19 protein-coding genes are annotated in these 19,389 nt (G+C 60.7%); 15 read left to right on the forward strand and 4 right to left on the reverse strand.

The genetic code is table 11. From position 1 onward, the window contains the following. Nucleotides 1-78: 78 nt before the first annotated feature. Nucleotides 79-798, reverse strand: coding sequence for a 4'-phosphopantetheinyl transferase family protein (locus JMV15_RS26525; RefSeq protein ID WP_014719574.1), 720 nt, complete (start codon nt 796-798; stop codon nt 79-81). A 138-nt stretch (nt 799-936) separates the two neighbouring features. On the opposite strand from JMV15_RS26525, the gene JMV15_RS26530 reads away from it, so the two are divergent. The 3 genes from JMV15_RS26530 to JMV15_RS26540 are packed head-to-tail and all read left to right on the forward strand — an operon-like array spanning nt 937 to nt 3,284. After that, nucleotides 937-1,245: a hypothetical protein gene (locus tag JMV15_RS26530; RefSeq protein WP_003193560.1), complete on the forward strand. Its 309-nt coding sequence runs from the start codon at nt 937-939 to the stop codon at nt 1,243-1,245. Nucleotides 1,246-1,263: 18 nt separating this feature from the next. Then, nucleotides 1,264-1,941 carry a response regulator gene (locus tag JMV15_RS26535; protein WP_003193559.1) on the forward strand — a complete coding sequence of 226 codons (678 nt, stop codon included), beginning with the start codon at nt 1,264-1,266 and terminating at the stop codon, nt 1,939-1,941. Next, on the forward strand, nt 1,938-3,284 hold the full coding sequence (locus JMV15_RS26540) for an ATP-binding protein (protein ID WP_019817208.1): 1,347 nt from the start codon (nt 1,938-1,940) through the stop codon (nt 3,282-3,284). The genes JMV15_RS26535 and JMV15_RS26540 overlap by 4 nt, the downstream gene beginning before the upstream one ends. Nucleotides 3,285-3,412: 128 nt before the next feature. On the opposite strand, the gene JMV15_RS26545 is transcribed toward JMV15_RS26540, so the two are convergent. Continuing rightward, a complete protein-coding gene (locus tag JMV15_RS26545) occupies nt 3,413-4,411 on the reverse strand; it encodes an AraC family transcriptional regulator (protein WP_014719572.1) in 999 nt (332 codons plus the stop codon). 338 nt (nt 4,412-4,749) lie between these two features. Between JMV15_RS26545 and JMV15_RS26550 the strand changes: the two genes are divergently transcribed. The 3 genes from JMV15_RS26550 to JMV15_RS26560 all read left to right on the forward strand — a co-directional run bounded on the left by JMV15_RS26550 (nt 4,750) and on the right by JMV15_RS26560 (nt 7,788). Continuing rightward, the gene (locus JMV15_RS26550) at nt 4,750-6,081 is read left to right on the forward strand and encodes a dicarboxylate/amino acid:cation symporter (RefSeq protein ID WP_003189258.1); all 1,332 of its coding nucleotides are present in this window, start codon (nt 4,750-4,752) and stop codon (nt 6,079-6,081) included. 133 nt (nt 6,082-6,214) lie between these two features. Continuing rightward, complete coding sequence (locus JMV15_RS26555; protein ID WP_014719571.1) at nt 6,215-7,201, forward strand: XdhC family protein; 987 nt, start codon at nt 6,215-6,217, stop codon at nt 7,199-7,201. Further along, a complete protein-coding gene (locus JMV15_RS26560; protein WP_038451251.1) occupies nt 7,198-7,788 on the forward strand; it encodes a nucleotidyltransferase family protein in 591 nt (196 codons plus the stop codon). Before JMV15_RS26555 ends, JMV15_RS26560 begins: the two co-directional genes overlap by 4 nt. A 176-nt stretch (nt 7,789-7,964) precedes the next feature. Here the strand turns inward: JMV15_RS26560 and rne are convergent, their stop codons facing one another. After that, nucleotides 7,965-11,129, reverse strand: a complete 3,165-nt coding sequence (gene rne / locus JMV15_RS26565; RefSeq protein ID WP_442965737.1) for a ribonuclease E — start codon at nt 11,127-11,129, stop codon at nt 7,965-7,967. A 757-nt stretch (nt 11,130-11,886) separates the two neighbouring features. Between rne and rluC the strand changes: the two genes are divergently transcribed. The 3 genes from rluC to JMV15_RS26580 are packed head-to-tail and all read left to right on the forward strand — an operon-like array spanning nt 11,887 to nt 14,500. Continuing rightward, nucleotides 11,887-12,846 (forward strand): 23S rRNA pseudouridine(955/2504/2580) synthase RluC, encoded by a 960-nt coding sequence (rluC, locus tag JMV15_RS26570; RefSeq protein ID WP_034128444.1) that lies wholly within the window; start codon nt 11,887-11,889, stop codon nt 12,844-12,846. Then, nucleotides 12,833-13,495, forward strand: a complete 663-nt coding sequence (locus JMV15_RS26575) for an HAD-IA family hydrolase (RefSeq protein WP_014719567.1) — start codon at nt 12,833-12,835, stop codon at nt 13,493-13,495. The genes rluC and JMV15_RS26575 overlap by 14 nt, the downstream gene beginning before the upstream one ends. A gap of 21 nt (nt 13,496-13,516) precedes the next feature. Next, the gene (locus JMV15_RS26580; protein WP_014719566.1) at nt 13,517-14,500 is read left to right on the forward strand and encodes a S49 family peptidase; all 984 of its coding nucleotides are present in this window, start codon (nt 13,517-13,519) and stop codon (nt 14,498-14,500) included. A gap of 131 nt (nt 14,501-14,631) precedes the next feature. Here JMV15_RS26580 and JMV15_RS26585 read toward each other — a convergent pair whose 3' ends face one another. Then, nucleotides 14,632-15,210 carry a Maf family protein gene (locus JMV15_RS26585; protein ID WP_038451245.1) on the reverse strand — a complete coding sequence of 193 codons (579 nt, stop codon included), beginning with the start codon at nt 15,208-15,210 and terminating at the stop codon, nt 14,632-14,634. A 105-nt stretch (nt 15,211-15,315) separates the two neighbouring features. On the opposite strand from JMV15_RS26585, the gene JMV15_RS26590 reads away from it, so the two are divergent. The 6 genes from JMV15_RS26590 to acpP all read left to right on the forward strand — a co-directional run bounded on the left by JMV15_RS26590 (nt 15,316) and on the right by acpP (nt 19,318). Then, complete coding sequence (locus tag JMV15_RS26590) at nt 15,316-15,846, forward strand: YceD family protein (protein WP_003175611.1); 531 nt, start codon at nt 15,316-15,318, stop codon at nt 15,844-15,846. 13 nt (nt 15,847-15,859) lie between these two features. Beyond that, on the forward strand, nt 15,860-16,042 hold the full coding sequence (rpmF, locus tag JMV15_RS26595; protein ID WP_003179396.1) for a 50S ribosomal protein L32: 183 nt from the start codon (nt 15,860-15,862) through the stop codon (nt 16,040-16,042). 4 nt (nt 16,043-16,046) lie between these two features. Further along, a complete protein-coding gene (gene plsX, locus JMV15_RS26600) occupies nt 16,047-17,057 on the forward strand; it encodes a phosphate acyltransferase PlsX (RefSeq protein WP_073454171.1) in 1,011 nt (336 codons plus the stop codon). A gap of 126 nt (nt 17,058-17,183) precedes the next feature. Beyond that, nucleotides 17,184-18,122 (forward strand): ACP S-malonyltransferase, encoded by a 939-nt coding sequence (fabD, locus tag JMV15_RS26605; RefSeq protein ID WP_014719563.1) that lies wholly within the window; start codon nt 17,184-17,186, stop codon nt 18,120-18,122. Between the two features lie 24 nt (nt 18,123-18,146). Continuing rightward, on the forward strand, nt 18,147-18,890 hold the full coding sequence (gene fabG, locus JMV15_RS26610) for a 3-oxoacyl-ACP reductase FabG (RefSeq protein ID WP_005790544.1): 744 nt from the start codon (nt 18,147-18,149) through the stop codon (nt 18,888-18,890). A 191-nt stretch (nt 18,891-19,081) separates the two neighbouring features. Continuing rightward, entirely contained in the window at nt 19,082-19,318 is a 237-nt protein-coding gene (gene acpP, locus JMV15_RS26615; protein ID WP_003175607.1) for an acyl carrier protein, read from the forward strand. Nucleotides 19,319-19,389 lie beyond the last annotated feature (71 nt).

The following is a 19,389-nucleotide window of genomic DNA, read 5'->3' on the forward strand; positions in this document are numbered from 1 at the left end:
ACCGCTGTCGCAGGCAAGCCAGTTCCCACAGGCGAATGCATTCCCAATGTGGGAGCCGGGCGTGCCCGCGATGGTGGTCTACCAGGCGCTGATAGCCACCAGGCTCAACAACTGCTCCCCTTGCACCACAAACTGCCCTTCCAGCTCTTTGCCATGGCCCCACTCTTGCGAAAGATCGGTCAGCAACCGCAACCGCACCCTCCCAGCCGCTGACCACTCCAGCACCTCGGCATGCTCGAAATAAAAGCGCTTGTGCACGATCGGATAGAGCGCCTTGAACAGGCTTTCCTTGACCGAAAACGTCAGCGTCACCAGCAAGGCGTGTTGCTCACGGGGCAGGGTGGCCATGCGCTGTAATTCATCGGCCGTCAGGATTTCCCCGGCCAGGCGTTCGGCCCGCTCCAGTGACAGCAGATGCTCCAGGTCCATGCCCAGCCCGCGCCATTGCGCCTTGTGCCCGACAATCGCCGCAGCGTGCCCGGTGCTGTGGGTGATGGAGCCACTGATATGCCCTGGCCAGACCGGGGCGCGGTCTTCGCCGATGGCCGGGACGCAGCGCAGATGATCGAGTCGTTGCAGCGCTTCGCGCGCGCACAGGCGCCCGGCGAGAAATTCCGCCTGGCGCTTGGCGACGGAGCGCTGGATGCTAGCCGGCGGTGGCACATCGCAGCGCTGGAAATCGCCCGGGCTCAATAAAGCCGGGTCGAATCGCGTGCTCAAAAACACCGTGCCCGGCAAAGAAGCCGGCAACGGCCAATGATCATCGAGTGGGGTGCAGCAAGCGGGTAGGGGCGTCATGCGCGGTATTTTGCCGAGTTGGCGGGCCAGTGGATAGCCCGGTGCGGTTCAGCTGCGGTTCAGAGCCTGTTCAGGGGGAGTTCAGGGGCGCCTGCGTAGTCTGGACCCCACAGCCCAAACGCGTATGAGGTAACCACCATGACTGCGATCAAAAAGCTGATGTTGGCCTTGACCATGCTTGGCGCCACTGCCGGCGTGCAGGCGTCCGATGGCGCCTTTGCGGCCTTTGGCAGCGAGAAAACCAAGAAATCCAGCAACCTGATCCATCGTGTCAGCTTCGAAGACGCTGGCACTCAGGCTGCGCCGTGGGGCCAGGCCCTGGGCGCTACCCCTGCGCAACCCGACTATCGCAGCGGCTACGCGCACCTGACCGGCCACTACAATGGCATAAAACTGCGCCCCCAAGAGCTGCAGGGCCGCTATGATATCCCCCTGTCGGCTAGTTGAATTGCAGTGGAGAACCTTATGAAATTGCTGGTGGTGGAAGATGAGGCGCTGCTGCGTCATCACCTGTTTACCCGCCTTACCGACAGCGGGCATGTGGTCGAAGCCGTGGCCAATGCCGAAGAAGCCCTGTACCAGACCGGCCAATTCAACCATGACCTGGCGATCATCGACCTTGGCCTGCCCGGCATGGGCGGCCTGGACCTGATTCGCCAGTTGCGCACCCAGACCAAGACCTTCCCGATCCTGATCCTCACCGCCCGCGGCAACTGGCAGGACAAGGTTGAAGGCTTGGCGGCCGGGGCCGACGACTACGTGGTCAAGCCGTTCCAGTTCGAAGAGCTGGAGGCGCGCATGAACGCCTTGCTGCGTCGCTCCAGCGGTTTTACCCAGTCGACTATCGTTGCCGGGCCGCTGCTGCTGGACCTCAACCGCAAGCAAGCCTCCCTTGACGAGCAACCCCTGGCGCTGACCGCCTACGAGTATCGGATCCTCGAATACTTGATGCGTCATCATCAGCAAGTGGTCGCCAAAGACCGTTTGATGGAGCAACTGTACCCGGATGACGACGAGCGCGATCCAAACGTGATCGAAGTGCTGGTCGGCCGCCTGCGCCGCAAGCTGGAAGGCCCGGCCGGGTTCAAGCCAATCGATACCGTGCGTGGCCTGGGCTACCTGTTCAATGAGCGCTGCCGTTGATTCGTTCGCTACGTGTGCGCCTGATGCTGGCGGCCGCCACCCTGGCCGTGCTGTTTATGCTCGGCTTGTTGCCGGCCATGCAAGGCGCGTTCAGCCTGGCGCTGCAGGATTCCATCGAACAGCGCCTGGCGTCGGATGTGACCACCCTGATTTCCGCGGCGCGGGTCGACAATAACCGCCTGCTGATGCCGGCGCAGTTGCCCGATGAGCGTTTCAACCTCACCGACAGTCGGCTGTTGGGCTATATCTACGACCGTGAAGGCCATCTGGTATGGCGCTCGCGGGCGACCCAGGAAGAAAACATCAACTACAAACCGCGCTACGACGGGCGCGGCAACGAGTTTGCGCGCATTCGCGAGGCCAATGGCCAGGAATTTTTCGTGTATGACGTCGAGGTCCGGCTGCTGGGAGGCAAGAGCGCGGCGTTCAGCATTGTCGCCCTGCAGCCGGTACGCGAATACCAACTGACCCTCGAAGGCCTGCGCGAGAACCTCTACCTCGGGTTCGGCGCGGCCTTGCTGGTGTTGTTGACGCTGTTGTGGCTGGGCCTGACCTGGGGCCTGCAAGCCCTGCGACGCCTGAGCCATGAACTCGACCAGATCGAAGGTGGCACCCGCGAAAGCCTCAGCGAAGAACACCCCCGCGAACTGCTGCGCCTGACCGGCTCCCTGAACCGCTTGCTGCACAGCGAGCGCGAACAGCGTGCGCGCTACCGCGACTCCCTCGATGACTTGGCTCACAGCCTGAAAACGCCACTGGCGGTGTTGCAGGGCGTGAGCGAAGACATGGCCCAGCGCCCCGAAGAACGTAGCCAGGCGTGGGTGCTGCAATCGCAGATCGAACGCATGAGCCAGCAGATCGGTTACCAGTTGCAGCGTGCCAGCCTGCGTAAAAGTGGCCTGGTGCGCCACCAGGTCCGCCTGGAACCGGTGGTGCAAAGCCTGTGCGATACATTGGAAAAGGTTTATCGCGACAAGCGGGTCACCGTGACCTTTGATTTGCCGCAGGCCTGCGAGGTACCCATCGAAAAGGGCGCGTTGCTCGAAATGCTCGGCAACCTGCTGGAAAACGCCTACCGCCTGTGCCTCAAGCAAGTGCGTATCAGCCTGGTGGAAAACCTCGATGGCATTGAGCTGTGTATCGAAGACGACGGCCCCGGCGTACCACCGGACCAGCGTGCACGGATCCTGCAGCGCGGCGAACGGCTAGATCGCCAGCACCCGGGGCAGGGGATCGGGCTGGCGGTGGTCAAAGACATCATCGAAAGCTATCACGCGCGGTTGACATTGGGGGATTCAGCGTTGGGTGGGGCGGCGTTCAGGATTCACTTTCCTGCCTTGTGATCTGCACTGGCCTCATCGCAGGCAAGCCAGCTCCCACAGTTGATAGGGTTTACAAATTTTGATGTGTGAATACATTCAAGTGTGGGAGCTGGCTTGCCTGCGATGAGGCCTTCCCAGCCAATACGCCTCTAACTCTCCTGCGCTCTGTAGGCCCCCGGCGTCAGCCCCGTCCACTTCTTGAACGCCCGATGAAACGCCGACGGTTCGGAAAACCCCAACTGCTCGGCGATCTCCTGCAAAGACAAATCCGCCCGCCCCAGGTGGTAAATGGCGATATCCCGGCGTAGCTCATCCTTCAATGCCTGAAAACTCGTGCCTTCTTCGCGCAGGTGGCGGCGCAGGGTCTGTGGGCTGATGTGCAGGTGCTGGGCAACGGCTTCCAGGTCTGGCCAGGGCGTGCGGTCGCGGCTCAGCAAGCGACGCAACTGGCTGCTCAGGCTGTCGCCTTCATCCGGCCGCGACAGCAAGTCGGCAGGCGAGCGCTGCAAGAAGTGCTTGAGGGTGCGTTCGTCCTGCAACAGCGGCAGGCTCAGGTAGCGGCTGGGAAACACCAGGCTGCTGGTCGGCGCGCCGAACACCTGGGGGCAGGGGAACAGCAGGTCGTATTCACCGGCATGGGCCGGCATCGGGTAACTGAAGGTGGCCTGCTGCAGCCGGATACGCTGGCCGATCAACCAACTGCCCAGGCGATGCCAGATCACCAGCAGGCATTCACTGAGGAAGTGGTCCGGGTCCCATAGCTGTGAGTCGTCCAGGCTCAGACGCGCCATGTCGCCTTCTTTGGTCAGTTGCCAGCGTGGGCCTTGGGGGAACAGGCTATAAAACAATAAGCCGCGCTCCAGCGCCTTCTCCAGCGTGCGGCAATGAATCAGCGCATGGCACATCATGGCGAAAGTGCCACGTTTGCTCGGCCCTTCTGCAAACCCCAGGTATTCGTCATCCAACCCCAGCCAGAGCATTTGCAGCAAGCGGGTAAATTGCTCTGGAGCGATGCGTGCGCGGGGTTCGGTCAGCAGTTCCGGGGTGATGCCCACCTGCTGCAATACCCCCGAGTAGTCAAAACCGGCCCGGCGCGCACCGCCGAGGGCCGCTCGGGCGTAATGGCTGGCGATGGTACGTTCACGCATGCAAGGGCCTCATCCATGGAGGGGCGGATGGTAGCCATCACCCGGCGGGGCGACAAGGCGGATATCCGCCAAATTGTAGGACGAGACAGGATGAGTGGGCGGAAATCCGCCACCCTGTTGCATTCTCCGGAGTCGCCTGTGAACCCCAAGCCCTGATGTCTAAAGGCCTTCAGCGCGTTTAAGCAAAGTGGCACGCTGTTTGCGATAAGGATTACAGCGCAGGCTTGCTCCTACAGGCTTCGCAAACAACAAATCCCTCCAGTGCAGGAGGGTTCGCAATTCAAGTGCCGTGGGCAATGGCGGATATTTGCCACACGGGACGATTGAGGAACTTTGCAATGACGACTCGTCAGCCAATCTACAAATCCCTGTATTTCCAGGTGATCGTTGCAATCGTTATCGGTATCTTGCTCGGCCATTTCTACCCGCAGACCGGCGTGGCCCTCAAGCCACTGGGTGACGGCTTTATCAAGCTGATCAAAATGGTCATCGCCCCGATCATTTTCTGTACCGTGGTCAGCGGCATCGCCGGCATGCAAAGCATGAAGTCGGTGGGCAAGACCGGCGGCTACGCGCTGCTGTACTTCGAAATTGTTTCCACCATCGCCCTGCTGATTGGCCTGGTCGTGGTCAACGTGGTGCAGCCGGGCGCCGGCATGCACATCGACGTCGCGACCCTGGATGCTTCCAAAGTGGCGGCCTACGTCACCGCTGGTAAAGACCAGAGCATAGTCGGCTTTATCCTCAACGTCATCCCGAACACCATCGTCGGCGCCTTCGCCAATGGCGACATCCTGCAAGTGCTGATGTTCTCGGTGATTTTCGGTTTCGCCCTGCATCGCCTGGGTGCCTACGGCAAGCCCGTGCTGGACTTCATCGATCGCTTCGCCCATGTGATGTTCAACATCATCAACATGATCATGAAGCTCGCGCCAATCGGTGCCCTGGGTGCGATGGCATTCACCATTGGCGCCTACGGTGTCGGTTCCCTGGTGCAGTTGGGCCAGTTGATGATCTGCTTCTACATCACCTGCATCCTGTTCGTGGTGCTGGTGCTGGGCGCTATCTGCCGCGCTCACGGTTTCAGCGTGTTGAAGCTGATCCGCTACATCCGTGAAGAACTGCTGATCGTACTGGGCACCTCGTCGTCGGAATCCGCACTGCCGCGTATGCTGATCAAGATGGAACGCCTGGGCGCGAAGAAGTCCGTGGTCGGCCTGGTGATTCCAACCGGTTACTCCTTCAACCTCGACGGTACTTCGATCTACCTGACCATGGCGGCCGTGTTCATCGCCCAGGCGACCGACACCCACATGGACATCACTCACCAGATCACCCTGCTGCTGGTGCTGCTGCTGTCGTCCAAAGGCGCGGCTGGCGTGACCGGTTCGGGCTTCATCGTACTGGCCGCCACCCTGTCGGCTGTCGGCCACTTGCCGGTTGCCGGCCTGGCGCTGATCCTGGGTATCGACCGCTTCATGTCCGAAGCCCGTGCCCTGACCAACCTGGTGGGTAACGCAGTTGCCACCATCGTTGTGGCCAAGTGGGTCAAGGAACTGGACACCGACAAGCTGCAAAGCGAACTGGCGTCTGGCGGTACCGGTATTTCCGAAACCCGCGAGCTCGATGACCTGGGCGTGGCAGAAGGCCCGGCGCCTGTCGTCAAGTAAGTGGCTGCTGGCGTGAACTGACGCCAACGCTATCCGCAAACGCCCCGACTGGTTCGGGGCGTTTGCATTTCTGGCGGGATGCAACGGATATTTTTGGTTTACAGTGAGCGCGACAGTACTTACCGGAGGCCTGATGGACAGTGTGGATCTGAACGTCCTGCGCAGCGTGCTGCAATGGCGCCGCGCCGGGCAGCGCGTGATGTTGTACAGCGTGGTGCAAACCTGGGGCAGCGCGCCGCGCCCGCCAGGCGCAATGCTGGCCCTGCGCGGTGATGGTGTGGTGATTGGCTCGGTGTCGGGCGGTTGCATCGAGGATGACTTGATCGCGCGCCTGCAAGACGGCCGCTTGCCTGCTGACGGCCCGCCCGTGCAGTTGGTGACCTACGGCGTCACTCGCGACGAGGCGGCGCGTTTTGGCCTGCCCTGCGGCGGCACCCTGAGGCTCACCGAGGAGCGCGTGGAGGAGTGGGGTTGGGTCCAAGCGCTGCTGGCGCGTTGTGAAGATCACCAGATTGTCGCTCGCGAGCTGAACCTGGCCACCGGCGAAGTGATCTTGAGCGCCGCCAGCAAGACCGACGTGGTGAGCTTCGACGGCGAACGCTTGCGCGCCATCTATGGCCCGCGCTGGCGCCTGCTGTTGATCGGCGCCGGGCAGCTGTCGCGCTACGTAGCGGAAATGGCACGCCTGCTGGATTTCGAAGTGCTGATCTGCGACCCCCGCGAAGAGTTCGTCTACGGCTGGGAAGACCAGCATGGCCGCTTTGTGCCGGGCATGCCCGACGAGGCGGTGTTGAATATTCATACCGATGAACGCACGGCTATTGTGTGCCTGACCCACGATCCACGTCTGGATGACATGGCGTTGCTGACGGCGCTGAACTCCACGGCGTTCTATATTGGCGCCCTGGGTTCTCGGGTCAATACCCAGAAGCGTCGGGAGAACCTGGCCGCGCTAGGCCTGTCGGCGGAGGCCATTGCGCGCTTGCACGGGCCGATCGGCCTGCACATCGGCAGCCATACGCCGGCGGAAATTGCGCTGTCGCTGATGGCGGAAATTGTTGCGATCAAGAACGGTGTGGCACCGATGCAGAAAAAACCGATGGCAGTGGTGGCCGAGTGACGGTGACGGCGATTGTGCTGGCGGCGGGGCAGGGCAGTCGTTTTCGTGCTGAAGCTGGAGCTGATCACGACAAATTGCTCGCCGCGTGTGTGGGGCTGGATGGTGTTAGCCGGCCGGTCATCGAGCAGGTGTTGCGCAACTTGCCTGAGCGTGTTGTAACGCGCTGGCTAGTGACGTCGCCGGAGCGCGGGGAGGTTATCCGCCTGGCAGAGGCTTATGGCTGTCAGGTGGTACTGCTGGATTCGAGCGGTATGGGCGACAGCATTGCGGCGGCGGTCAAGGCCAGCGGTGCAGCGGATGGGTGGCTGGTGGTGTTGGGGGATATGCCGTTTATTCAGTCATCGAGTATCGAACGGGTGATTGATGCGCTGGAGGAGGGTGCCATCAGCGTCCCCGTACAGGCGGGGGAATATGGACATCCTGTGGCGTTTGACCGTGCGTTTGGCCCAGGTTTGCTGGCTTTGGTCGGCGACCGTGGGGCCAGATCGTTGTTTGCGGATGCCGCCTTGAGGGAGGTGCCTGTACTTGATCCTGGAGTCTTGTGGGATGTAGATACACCCCGGCTATTAAGTTTCAACGCAGGCTGAATGTGGGAGCGGGCTTGCTCGCGAATGCAATACATCAGTCGCCCTATTCACTGACTGACACTCCGTATTCGCGAGCAAGCCCGCTCCCACATTTGGGGCGCCACAAGGCTCAAGTTGATCGTCATAAAAAAGCCCCGCCTGATCACTCAGGCGGGGCTTTTTAGTGGCTTATGGAATCAGACGAGGGGTTTAGGCTCGTGCTCTGCTTCCTGGGCCTTGTGCTCTACCGCCTGGGCAGCGGCAGCGGCAGCAGCAGCTTCGGCTTCCTTGCGGCGGCGACGCACTTCACGTGGGTCATTCGGCGCACGGCCGTTTTCGGTGAGGGCGCTTGCAGGCGCAGCTTCAACCACAGGGGCGGCCACTTCGGCAACCACCGGGGCTTCAACTTCAACCACGGCCGCAGGCTCCACAACCGGCGTCGGCTCAACCACTGGGGCTGGCTCGGCGACGACTTCAGCAACCGGTGCCGGTGCTTCTTCTACCACTGGGGCAGGCGTTGGCGCTTCAACCGGTGCAGCCGGTTCGGCAGTCCACTGGAAGGCGGTCTGTTCTTCGCGAACTTCACGCACAGCCGGGGCAGCTTCTTCGACCGCCGGAGCTTCTACAGCCGCTTCGACTACTGGCTGAGGCTCAACCACTGGAGCCGGTTCAACGGCAACCGCTTCAGTTTCTGGCTGTGCGTCGCGAACCGGGGCAACTTCCACTTCCGGAACCACTGGGGCTTCGACAGGGGTTGTGGCTTCAACGACTGGCGCTTCAACAACCGGCGCTTCAACCGCTGGGGTTTCGGCGGCTGGCGCTTCTACGGCAACAGTGTCTTCGACGGCAGCGGTAGCACGTTCGGCTTGCTCGTGAGCCTGGGCTTCAGCAGGGGCGCTGATGACCGAACTGGCAACGGCAGCGGTAACGGCCAAGCCGGCAGCCAGTTCGGCGCCTGTTGGCGCGTTGTTGGCAGCTTCTGCGTTCTCGCCGGTTTCTTCCGAACCTTCGATTACGTTGCCGTTGGCATCACGCTGACGCTCACGACGGTTGCTGCGACGACGCTGGCCGCGGGAGCGGCGGCGTGGACGATCGCCTTCGGCGTTGTCCTGGCCGTCTTCCTGCAACTGCTCTTCGCCGGTCAGTACTTCTTCTTCGGTGGCAGCAGCGGCTTGCTCGGCGCGTGGTTGACGCTCTTCACGTGGCGGGCGCGGTTGGCGCTCTTCGCGTGGTGCGCGTTCTTCACGCGGCTGGCGGGCCGGGCGATCTTCGGTGCTAACGGCTGCGGCAGCGGCAACGGCAGGTGCCGCGTCCAGAGGCTCGCGCAGTTCACGCACGCGTTCTTCACGCTCGCCACGTGGCTTGCGGTCTTCACGTGGAGCGCGTGGGGTACGTGGGGCGCGCTCTTCACGCGGTGCACGTTCTTCACGGGCGACGGTCGGGGTTTCTTCGCGGGCTTCGCGAGGCGCACGCTCTTCACGTGGTGCGCGTTCTTCACGCGGGGCGCGTTCTTCGCGAGGCTTGCGCTCTTCGTCACGGCGGCCGTTGCGGTTACGGCTCTGCTGGCGACCGTTGCGACGCTCTTCGTTGCGCGCCGGGCGCTCGGTGGCAGGTTTTTCAACCACAACCGGGGCAGCAGGCTCTTCCTTGGTGGCGAACAGGCTGACCAGCGACTTCACCAGGCCCTTGAACAGGCTTGGCTCAGGCAGGGCGGCCGGCGCGGCAACCGGGGCGGCAGCTTCGGTCGGTACCGGTGCGTTGGCACGGGCCGGTGCAGTCTTCACCGCGGCTTCCTGGCGAACCAGGGTGCGGGTCGCAGCGGCTGGCTGGACTTCTTCGACTTCGGCGGCAGCCGCGGCGATTTCATAGCTGGACTGCCCGCTATGGGCTTCCGGGCTGTCGTCACGCAGGCGCTGGACTTCGAAGTGCGGCGTTTCGAGGTGATCGTTCGGCAGGATGACGATACGGGCACGGGTGCGCAGTTCGATCTTGGTGATCGAGTTGCGTTTTTCATTGAGCAGGAAGGCGGCAACCGGAATCGGCACTTGGGCGCGAACTTCGGCGGTACGGTCTTTCAGGGCTTCTTCTTCGATCAGGCGCAGGATCGCCAGGGACAGCGATTCAACGTCACGGATGATGCCGGTGCCGTTGCAACGCGGGCAGACGATGCCGCTGCTCTCGCCCAGGGATGGACGCAGGCGCTGACGGGACATTTCCAGCAGGCCGAAGCGCGAGATGCGGCCGACTTGCACGCGAGCGCGGTCAGCTTCCAGGCACTCGCGGACTTTCTCTTCCACGGCGCGCTGGTTCTTGGCAGGGGTCATGTCGATGAAGTCGATCACGATCAGGCCGCCGATGTCACGCAGGCGCAGCTGGCGGGCGATTTCTTCAGCCGCTTCCAGGTTGGTCTGCAGGGCGGTTTCTTCGATGTCGCTGCCTTTGGTCGCACGTGCCGAGTTGATGTCGATGGACACCAGGGCTTCGGTCGGGTCGATCACGATGGAGCCGCCGGAAGGCAGTTCGACCACGCGCTGGAAGGCGGTCTCGATCTGGCTTTCGATCTGGAAACGGTTGAACAGCGGCACGCTGTCTTCGTACAGCTTGATCTTGCTGGCGTACTGCGGCATCACCTGGCGGATGAAGGTCAGGGCTTCGTCCTGGGCTTCAACGCTGTCGATCAGCACTTCGCCGATGTCCTGGCGCAGGTAGTCGCGGATGGCGCGGATGATCACGTTGCTTTCCTGGTAGATCAGGAACGGCGCGGAACGATCCAGGGACGCTTCTTTGATAGCGGTCCACAGTTGCAGCAGGTAGTCGAGGTCCCACTGCATTTCTTCGCTGCTGCGGCCAAGGCCGGCAGTGCGCACGATCAGGCCCATGTCGGCCGGTGCGATCAGGCCGTTCAGCGCTTCACGCAGTTCGTTACGCTCTTCGCCTTCGATGCGACGGGAAATACCGCCGGCACGTGGGTTGTTCGGCATCAGCACCAGGTAACGACCGGCGAGGCTGATGAAGGTGGTCAGGGCTGCGCCCTTGTTGCCACGTTCTTCTTTTTCGACCTGGACGATGACTTCCTGGCCTTCGCTCAGGACGTCCTTGATGTTCACGCGGCCTTCAGGGGCTTTCTTGAAGTATTCGCGGGAGATTTCTTTGAGGGGCAGGAAGCCGTGGCGCTCGGAGCCGAAATCGACAAAGGCAGCCTCAAGGCTTGGTTCGATGCGAGTGATACGGCCTTTATAGATGTTGGCCTTTTTCTGCTCGCGTGCACCGGATTCGATGTCCAGGTCGTAGAGGCGTTGGCCATCTACCAGTGCAACACGCAACTCTTCGGGTTGAGTTGCGTTAATCAGCATTCTTTTCATGTTGTACCGTCGGTTTCCGGGCTGCCGGAAACGGCGTTCGGCACACACGACTTCTCACGGTCGGTGTCAGGTGCGTCAAGAGTGGTTGGCCACTCCAGTGTCCAGCAAAATCGGCCAATTGGGCCGGTATCGCGACGGACGCGTCCTGCTCGTTAGCGGTGGTGACAAAGGCACCACTTCAACAAAAGCTAAGGTCAGGAGGAGGAATCAACCGGCGACTGTGGACGAGATGAAGCGTCTAAAACAAGCCTAGTGCTACACAGTCCGACGGTTGTGCATCTCCACCCTACACGTATCCCTGATAATTCGGGTGCTGCCGCGCGCAGAATCCGCAGCGGGTTGGCATTTACCGTGTTCTCCAATGGGGAGAACACGCTCATGGCTAAACAAGACTAGGTGTGGGCGGTTGCGCTCTCACTCAGCTCTTAACAGGCGTTGTTTCCGAAGCATTCGCCATGGTCTGGCTCAAAACTGACTGCACTTTGTGAACTGGCCGTAAATATCGGCGCAAAAGGCGAGTATTCACTCTGCTTTCTGCACTCGCTTCAGGCCTCATGTCACCTGCGCTTGTTACAATCTTGAGCCTTCCTGGGTGGCGAAAGCCCCGTAGGACGGCCTCGCGTCCTGATGAATTGCGATGGTCAGGGCCGGCAGTTTGCCGCATGTCCTCTGTCCAGGCCGCTTTTGGCGGCGTTCGCGACTATAGCAGTAATGATTAAGTGCTTCAATTCCATAAAAAATTGTTATCATCGCCGCCATGACGACTACCACCCCCCCGACCCCCAGCGTCCAGCTGCTTGAGGTCTCGCCGGAATATGCCGGCCAACGCATCGACAACTTTCTTTTGGCCAGGCTCAAAGGCGTGCCCAAGACCTTGATTTATCGCATTTTGCGTAAAGGCGAAGTGCGCGTGAACAAGGGGCGCATCAAGCCTGAGTACAAGCTGCAGGCGGGCGATATCGTCCGTGTGCCGCCAGTGCGCGTGCCTGAACGCGACGAACCGGTACCGCTGGCCCAGGGGTTGTTGCAGCGTCTGGAAGCGTCGATCGTGTTCGAAGACAACAAGCTGATCGTGATCAACAAGCCCTGTGGCATTGCGGTTCATGGTGGCAGTGGCTTGAACTTCGGCGTGATCGAAGCCTTTCGTCAGTTGCGCCCGGATGCCAAGGAACTGGAACTGGTGCATCGCCTGGACCGTGACACCTCCGGCCTGTTGATGATCGCCAAGAAGCGCAGCATGTTGCGCCACTTGCACACCGCCTTGCGTGGTGATGGTGTGGACAAACGCTATATGGCGCTGGTGCGCGGCAACTGGGCCAGCTCGATCAAGAGCGTGCGTGCGCCGCTGCAGAAGAGCAATCTGCGCTCCGGCGAGCGCATGGTCGAAGTGGACGAGGAGGGCAAAGAGGCCCTGACCCTGTTCAAGGTGCTACGTCGCTTCGGTGACTTCGCCACCATGGTCGAGGCCAAGCCGGTCACTGGTCGCACTCACCAGATTCGTGTGCACACCCTGCATGCGGGCCACTGCATTGCGGGTGACACCAAGTACGGCGACGAGGATTTCTCCAAGGAAATTCGCGATCTGGGCGGCAAGCGCCTGTTCCTGCACGCCTACATGCTCACCGTGCCGCTGCCCGATGGCGGCGAGCTGAAGTTGCAGGCGCCGGTCGATGAGATGTGGGCCAAGACCGTGGAGCGTTTGAGTGTCGCACCTTGACTACAAGCTGCTGATCTTCGATTGGGACGGGACGCTGGCCAATTCCATTGGCCGCATCGTCGAGTCCATGCACATGGCGTCGACCCGCTCGGGCTTTGAATTGTGCACGGACCTGGCGGTGAAGGGCATTATCGGCCTGGGTTTGCCTGAAGCCATTCGCACCCTGTACCCCGACATCAGCGACGCCGAGCTGGTGGCGTTTCGCGAGCACTATGCCGACCACTACATTGCGCTGGAAGCTACGCCTTCGCCGCTGTTTGAAGGCGTGGTGCAATCGCTGGAAGCGTTTCGTGCCCAGGGTTATCACCTGGCGGTCGCCACCGGCAAGGCTCGTCGCGGCCTGGACCGTGTACTCAAGGCCCATGGCTGGGAGGATTACTTTGATATCACCCGCGCTGCGGATGAAACCGCCAGCAAGCCTCATCCCTTGATGCTGGAGCAGATCCTTGCGCACTGTGGCGTAACGCCACGCGAGGCATTGATGGTGGGTGATGCGTCTTTCGACCTGATGATGGCACGCAACGCGGGCATGGACAGCGTCGCTGTCAGCTATGGCGCCCAGTCTGCCGAGGCGTTGCAGCAATACGAGCCGAGGCTGACGATTGATCATTTTTCTGAACTGCAGGCCTGGCTCAGCCGGGCCCTGTAAGTCTTTGCTGGGGTTAATGGCATGAGTGACGAGTGGAAGGCGCCTGAAAAGGCACAGAGCAGTGATGATAAAAGCTGGAAGCTTTTGGAGAAGACCCTCCTGGCCAGCGTCCAGGAGCAGCGACGTTCGCGGCGCTGGGGGATTTTCTTCAAGCTGCTGACCTTTGTATACCTGCTTGGGATGCTGGCGCTGTTCAGTCCGCTGATGGACATGGAAAAGAGCGCCGCCCGTGGCAGTCATTACACTGCCTTGATCGAGGTGCGCGGCGTGATTGCCGACAAGGAGCCCGCCAGTGCCGACAATATCGTCACCAGCCTGCGCGCGGCGTTTGAGGACCCCAAGGTCAAAGGCGTGGTCCTGCGCATCAATAGCCCAGGCGGTAGCCCGGTGCAGTCGGGTTATGTGTATGACGAAATTCGTCGTCTGCGCACCTTGCATCCGGATACCAAGCTCTATGCCGTGATCTCCGACCTGGGTGCCTCGGGCGCCTATTACATTGCCAGCGCCGCAGACCAGATCTATGCCGACAAGGCCAGCCTGGTGGGCTCTATTGGTGTCACAGCGGCCGGTTACGGTTTTGTGGGTGCCATGGAGAAGCTGGGGGTGGAGCGTCGCACCTACACCTCGGGCGAGCATAAGTCGTTCCTCGATCCTTTCCAGCCGCAGAAGGCGGATGAAACCGCGTTCTGGCAAGGCGTGCTCGACACTACCCATCGTCAGTTCATTGCCAGCGTCAAGCAGGGCCGTGGTGACCGGTTGAAGGATAAGGAGCATCCGGAGCTGTTCTCCGGCCTGGTCTGGTCGGGCGAGCAGGCATTGCCGCTGGGCCTGATTGACGGCTTGGGCAGTGCCAGCTCGGTGGCACGGGATGTGATTGGCGAGAAGGAGTTGGTGGATTTTACGGTCGAGGAATCGCCGTTTGATCGCTTCTCCAAGAAACTCGGTGCCAGTGTGGCGGAGAAATTGGCGCTGTACATGGGCTTCCAGGGGCCGTCCCTGCGCTGAAATTCCAAGCTAGGTGTAGATCAACTGTGGGAGCGGGCTTGCCCGCGATAGCGATGGATCAGTCGATGTTAGTGTCGCCTGGTACATCGCTATCGCAGGCAAGCCCGCTCCCACATTGCTTTACGAAGGTTTCAAGGGATCTGTACGCCTTCGGTCAGCAGCATGTCCACCAGTCGAATCAGTGGCAGCCCAACCAGGCTGGTCGCATCCGGTCCCTCGGTGCTCCGGAACAAGCTCACACCGAGCCCTTCTGCTTTGAAGCTGCCCGCACAATCATAAGGCTGCTCGATCCGCAGATAGCGCTCGATACGTTCTGCATCCAGTTCGCGCATGTGTACGGTAAACGTCACGCAGTCGACCTGGCAGTGCCCGGTTTCGCTGTTGAGCAGTGCCAGGCCCGTGAGGAAGCTCACACGCTTGCCGCTGGCAGCCAGCAGTTGCTCGCGAGCATTTTCGAAGGTGTGCGGCTTGCCGATGATCCGGCCTTCCAGTACGGCGACCTGATCCGAGCCAATGATTAAATGGCCGGGATGGCTGGCGGCGAGGGCGCGGGCCTTTTGTTCGGCCAGGCGCTTGACCAGTTCGATGGCGGGTTCATCCGGGCGGTGGCTTTCGTCGATATCCGGCGAGCTGCAGGTGAACGGCAGGTGCAGGCGACTCAGTAATTCCCGGCGATAAACCGAGCTGGACGCGAGTAATAAAGGCAGCATATACGTCTCCTCAAGGCAGTCGCCGATTCTATCGACGTGACCGGCTGACGCACAGGGCTGAATTTCCTTTGACATGGCCGGGTGCATCCCTATAATGCTGCGCCTATGTTGAATGACCCGATTCCACCTCACGTTGACCCGCGCAAATTGGCTGATCGTGGCACCACCCTTCAAGGTGAAGTGCTGCTGGCCGATTTGGAGAGACTCTGCGACCCGCTTTCCGACACTGTCGGTACGGTGCAGGCGAAATTCGTTTTTGAACGAGATGAACGTAAATCTGTGGTAATCCACAGCGTTATCGACACCGAAGTCAAAATGGTTTGCCAGCGTTGTCTTGAGCTGGTCACCCTGCCGATCCACAGCGAATGCAGTTATGCTGTGGTGAAAGAGGGTGCGAATACCCAGTCGTTGCCGAAAGGTTATGACGTGCTGGAACTGGGCGAAGATCCATTGGATCTGCATGCACTGATCGAGGAGGAGCTTTTGCTCGCCTTGCCCATTGTGCCTGCTCATCATCCGGAAGAATGCCAGCAGCCGGAGGGTCTCGATGACGAGGCCGAGCCGAGCGAGGACGAGGTAACGCGGTCCAACCCGTTCAGTGTATTGGCGCAGTTAAAGCGTGACCCAAACGTTTAGGAGTTAATCAATTATGGCTGTTCAGCAGAACAAAAAATCCCGCTCCGCCCGTGACATGCGCCGTTCGCACGACGCTCTCGAGGCTAGCACCCTGTCCGTGGAAAAGACCACTGGTGAAGTTCACCTGCGTCACCACGTATCGCCAGAAGGCGTATACCGTGGCCGTAAAGTGATCGACAAGGGCGCTGACGAGTAATCACTTGTCTGCTCAAGTCATCGCGATTGACGCAATGGGCGGGGACTTCGGTCCCCGCAGCATTGTTCAGGCCTGCATTGCCAGCCTGTCTGCCACGCCCTCGCTGCACCTGACCCTCGTCGGTCAACCCTCCCTACTTGAAGAACTGATTGCCAGCCATCCGGCGGTGGATCGCGCGCGCCTGACGATTACGCCAGCCAGCGAAACCATCAGCATGGATGAAAAGCCGGCGGTTGCCCTGCGTGGCAAGCCCGATTCTTCAATGCGGGTGGCCCTTGAGCTATTGCGTGATGGCAAGGTGCAAGCCTGTGTCAGCGCCGGCAACACGGGCGCGTTGATGGCCTTGTCACGGCATGTGCTCAAAACCTTGCCAGGTATTGATCGGCCGGCGATGGTGGCGGCGATCCCGACGCAGAAGGGCTATTGCCAGTTGCTGGACCTGGGCGCCAATGTCGATTGCAGTGCCGAGCACCTGTTGCAATTTGCCGTAATGGGCTCGGTGGCCGCCGAGGCGCTGGGCGTGCCCCGACCCCGGGTTGCCCTGCTGAATATCGGCACTGAGGACATCAAGGGCAACCAGCAAGTCAAGCTTGCCGCTACCTTGCTACAAAGCGCGCGGGGTTTGAACTACATCGGCTTTGTTGAAGGTGATGGTTTGTACCGTGGCGAAGCTGACGTGGTGGTGTGCGACGGCTTTGTCGGCAATATTCTGCTCAAGTCCAGCGAAGGCCTGGCGACCATGATCGCCACGCGTATCGAAGCTTTGTTCAAGCGCAACCTGGCGTCACGTATAGTGGGGGCCTTGGCGCTGCCCCTGATGCGACGCTTGCAGGCCGACCTGGCGCCCGCACGGCACAACGGTGCAAGCTTTCTTGGCTTGCAGGGCATTGTGGTGAAAAGCCACGGTTCGGCCGGGGTGCTGGGCTTTCAAAGTGCAATTGCACGGGCCTTGATCGAGATTCAAGAGAACCTGCCGCAACGCTTGCACGGCCGTCTCGAGGATCTGTTGCCTTAGGCGAATTGGCCCGGGAGTGCTTAAATGTGACCGGCCAGTTCAATTGACCATCCAATCTGTCAGTTTCGTTCGCTCCCACCGTAGGCGCGAGCATTTTTGACGACCAGATCATTAGGGGCTTGTTACATGTCTACATCCCTCGCATTCGTCTTTCCAGGGCAGGGTTCGCAGTCCCTCGGTATGTTGGCCGAGCTGGGCGCGCAATACCCGCTGATCCTGGACACCTTCAAGGAAGCTTCTGACGCCCTGGGTTACGACCTGTGGGCACTGACCCAGCAAGGGCCGGAAGCGCTGCTCAACCAAACCGATAAAACCCAGCCGGCCATCCTGACCGCCTCGATCGCCCTGTGGCGCTTGTGGTTGGCAGAAGGCGGCGCGCGCCCTGCATTCGTCGCGGGTCACAGCCTGGGCGAATACAGCGCCCTGGTGGCCGCGGGCAGCCTGACCTTGGCTGAAGCGGTCAAGCTGGTCGAGCGTCGTGGTCAACTGATGCAAGAAGCCGTTCCGGCCGGGCAGGGCGGCATGGCCGCTATCCTGGGCCTGGACGACGCGGTGGTGATCGAGGCCTGCGCCGAAGCGGCGCAAGGCGAAGTGGTCAGTGCGGTGAACTTCAACTCCCCAGGCCAGGTGGTGATCGCCGGCGCCAAGGCAGCTGTCGAGCGTGCCATCGAGGGTTGCAAGGCCCGTGGCGCCAAGCGTGCCCTGCCATTGCCGGTGAGCGTACCATCCCATTGTGAGCTGATGCGCCCGGCGGCAGAGCGGTTTGCCGAGTCTATCGCTGCCATCAACTGGCAAGCGCCGCAGATCCCGCTGGTGCAGAACGTCAGTGCGGCCGTGGCCGCCGACCTCGACACCCTCAAGCGCGACCTGCTGGAGCAACTGTACAAGCCAGTGCGCTGGGTTGAATCGGTCCAGACCCTGGCCGCCAACGGCGCCACCGAGCTGGTCGAGTGCGGCCCGGGCAAAGTCCTGGCCGGCTTGAACAAGCGCTGCGCCGACGGTGTGTCGACCGCCAACCTCAATACCCCAGAAGCCTTCGCTGCCGCTCGCGCGGCACTGGCCTGAATCCCGTACTTAGGAGAAGCCTGCATGAGTCTGCAAGGTAAAGTTGCACTGGTTACCGGCGCAAGCCGTGGCATTGGCCAAGCGATCGCCCTGGAGCTGGGCCGTCAGGGCGCCGTTGTGATTGGCACCGCCACCTCTGCCTCGGGCGCCGAGCGTATCGCCGCGACCTTGAAGGAAAACGGCGTGCAGGGCACCGGCCTGGAACTGAATGTAACCAGCGATGAGTCCGTAGCTGCCGTATTGGCCGAGATCACTGCACAGTTCGGCGCGCCGGCAATTCTGGTGAACAACGCCGGGATCACCCGTGACAACCTGATGATGCGCATGAAAGACGACGAGTGGTACGACGTGGTCGATACCAACCTGAACAGTCTGTTTCGCCTGTCCAAGGGCGTTTTGCGCGGCATGACCAAGGCGCGTTGGGGCCGAATTATCAATATTGGCTCCGTAGTGGGTGCCATGGGCAACGCAGGCCAAGTAAACTATGCCTCTGCCAAGGCCGGCCTGGAAGGTTTCAGCCGCGCATTGGCGCGTGAAGTCGGCTCGCGGTCGATTACGGTCAACTCGGTGGCCCCTGGGTTCATCGACACCGATATGACCCGCGAATTGCCGGAAGCACAGCGCGAAGCCTTGCTGACGCAGATTCCGCTGGGCCGTCTGGGTCAGGCCCAAGAGATCGCGAATGTGGTCACTTTCCTGGCATCCGACGGTGCGGCATACGTGACTGGGGCTACAATCCCGGTGAACGGCGGGATGTACATGAGTTAAATTGTGACGGATCGCTTCAAAAAAATGTCATACGAGCTGTCTAAAATCCGTTATAAAGCTGCAACTTAATTTATAGGCAGGTGGCCGACCGGGTACAGGGTGAAGCTTTCAGTTGAAAAGCTGAAATGGCTTTCTATACACTTACCCACTGGCCAGCTGCCTGAATTTGTCCATTAGGAGTTAAACAAGGTATGAGCACCATCGAAGAGCGCGTCAAGAAAATCGTCGCCGAGCAACTGGGCGTTAAGGAAGAAGAAGTGGTCAACACTGCTTCCTTCGTAGAAGACCTGGGTGCCGATTCCCTTGACACCGTTGAGCTGGTGATGGCTCTGGAAGAGGAATTCGAGACCGAAATCCCGGACGAAGAAGCTGAAAAAATCACTACTGTTCAAGCTGCCATCGACTACGTTACTAGCCACCAGGCGTAATAGTTTGTAGTCGTCGCTTGCTGTCAGGGAAAAACCGCACTGCTGTAAAGGCGTGCGGTTTTTTCTTTAGC

Source organism: Pseudomonas paracarnis (genome assembly GCF_904063055.1).
In the GTDB taxonomy this organism is placed as follows: Bacteria; Pseudomonadota; Gammaproteobacteria; order Pseudomonadales; family Pseudomonadaceae; genus Aquipseudomonas; species Aquipseudomonas paracarnis.

Excerpts from the sequence above, each read along its gene's own strand:
- JMV15_RS26535 (WP_003193559.1), top strand. The coding sequence starts at position 1,264 with ATGAAATTGCTGGTGGTGGAAGATGAGGCGCTGCTGCGTCATCACCTG.
- JMV15_RS26590 (WP_003175611.1), top strand. The coding sequence starts at position 15,316 with ATGTTGAATGACCCGATTCCACCTCACGTTGACCCGCGCAAATTGGCT.
- JMV15_RS26580 (WP_014719566.1), top strand. The coding sequence starts at position 13,517 with ATGAGTGACGAGTGGAAGGCGCCTGAAAAGGCACAGAGCAGTGATGAT.
- rne (WP_442965737.1), bottom strand. The coding sequence starts at position 11,129 with ATGAAAAGAATGCTGATTAACGCAACTCAACCCGAAGAGTTGCGTGTT.
- JMV15_RS26550 (WP_003189258.1), top strand. The coding sequence starts at position 4,750 with ATGACGACTCGTCAGCCAATCTACAAATCCCTGTATTTCCAGGTGATC.
- acpP (WP_003175607.1), top strand. The coding sequence starts at position 19,082 with ATGAGCACCATCGAAGAGCGCGTCAAGAAAATCGTCGCCGAGCAACTG.
- JMV15_RS26530 (WP_003193560.1), top strand. The coding sequence starts at position 937 with ATGACTGCGATCAAAAAGCTGATGTTGGCCTTGACCATGCTTGGCGCC.
- JMV15_RS26525 (WP_014719574.1), bottom strand. The coding sequence starts at position 798 with ATGACGCCCCTACCCGCTTGCTGCACCCCACTCGATGATCATTGGCCG.
- fabD (WP_014719563.1), top strand. The coding sequence starts at position 17,184 with ATGTCTACATCCCTCGCATTCGTCTTTCCAGGGCAGGGTTCGCAGTCC.
- JMV15_RS26545 (WP_014719572.1), bottom strand. The coding sequence starts at position 4,411 with ATGCGTGAACGTACCATCGCCAGCCATTACGCCCGAGCGGCCCTCGGC.
- rpmF (WP_003179396.1), top strand. The coding sequence starts at position 15,860 with ATGGCTGTTCAGCAGAACAAAAAATCCCGCTCCGCCCGTGACATGCGC.
- fabG (WP_005790544.1), top strand. The coding sequence starts at position 18,147 with ATGAGTCTGCAAGGTAAAGTTGCACTGGTTACCGGCGCAAGCCGTGGC.
- JMV15_RS26585 (WP_038451245.1), bottom strand. The coding sequence starts at position 15,210 with ATGCTGCCTTTATTACTCGCGTCCAGCTCGGTTTATCGCCGGGAATTA.
- JMV15_RS26555 (WP_014719571.1), top strand. The coding sequence starts at position 6,215 with ATGGACAGTGTGGATCTGAACGTCCTGCGCAGCGTGCTGCAATGGCGC.
- rluC (WP_034128444.1), top strand. The coding sequence starts at position 11,887 with ATGACGACTACCACCCCCCCGACCCCCAGCGTCCAGCTGCTTGAGGTC.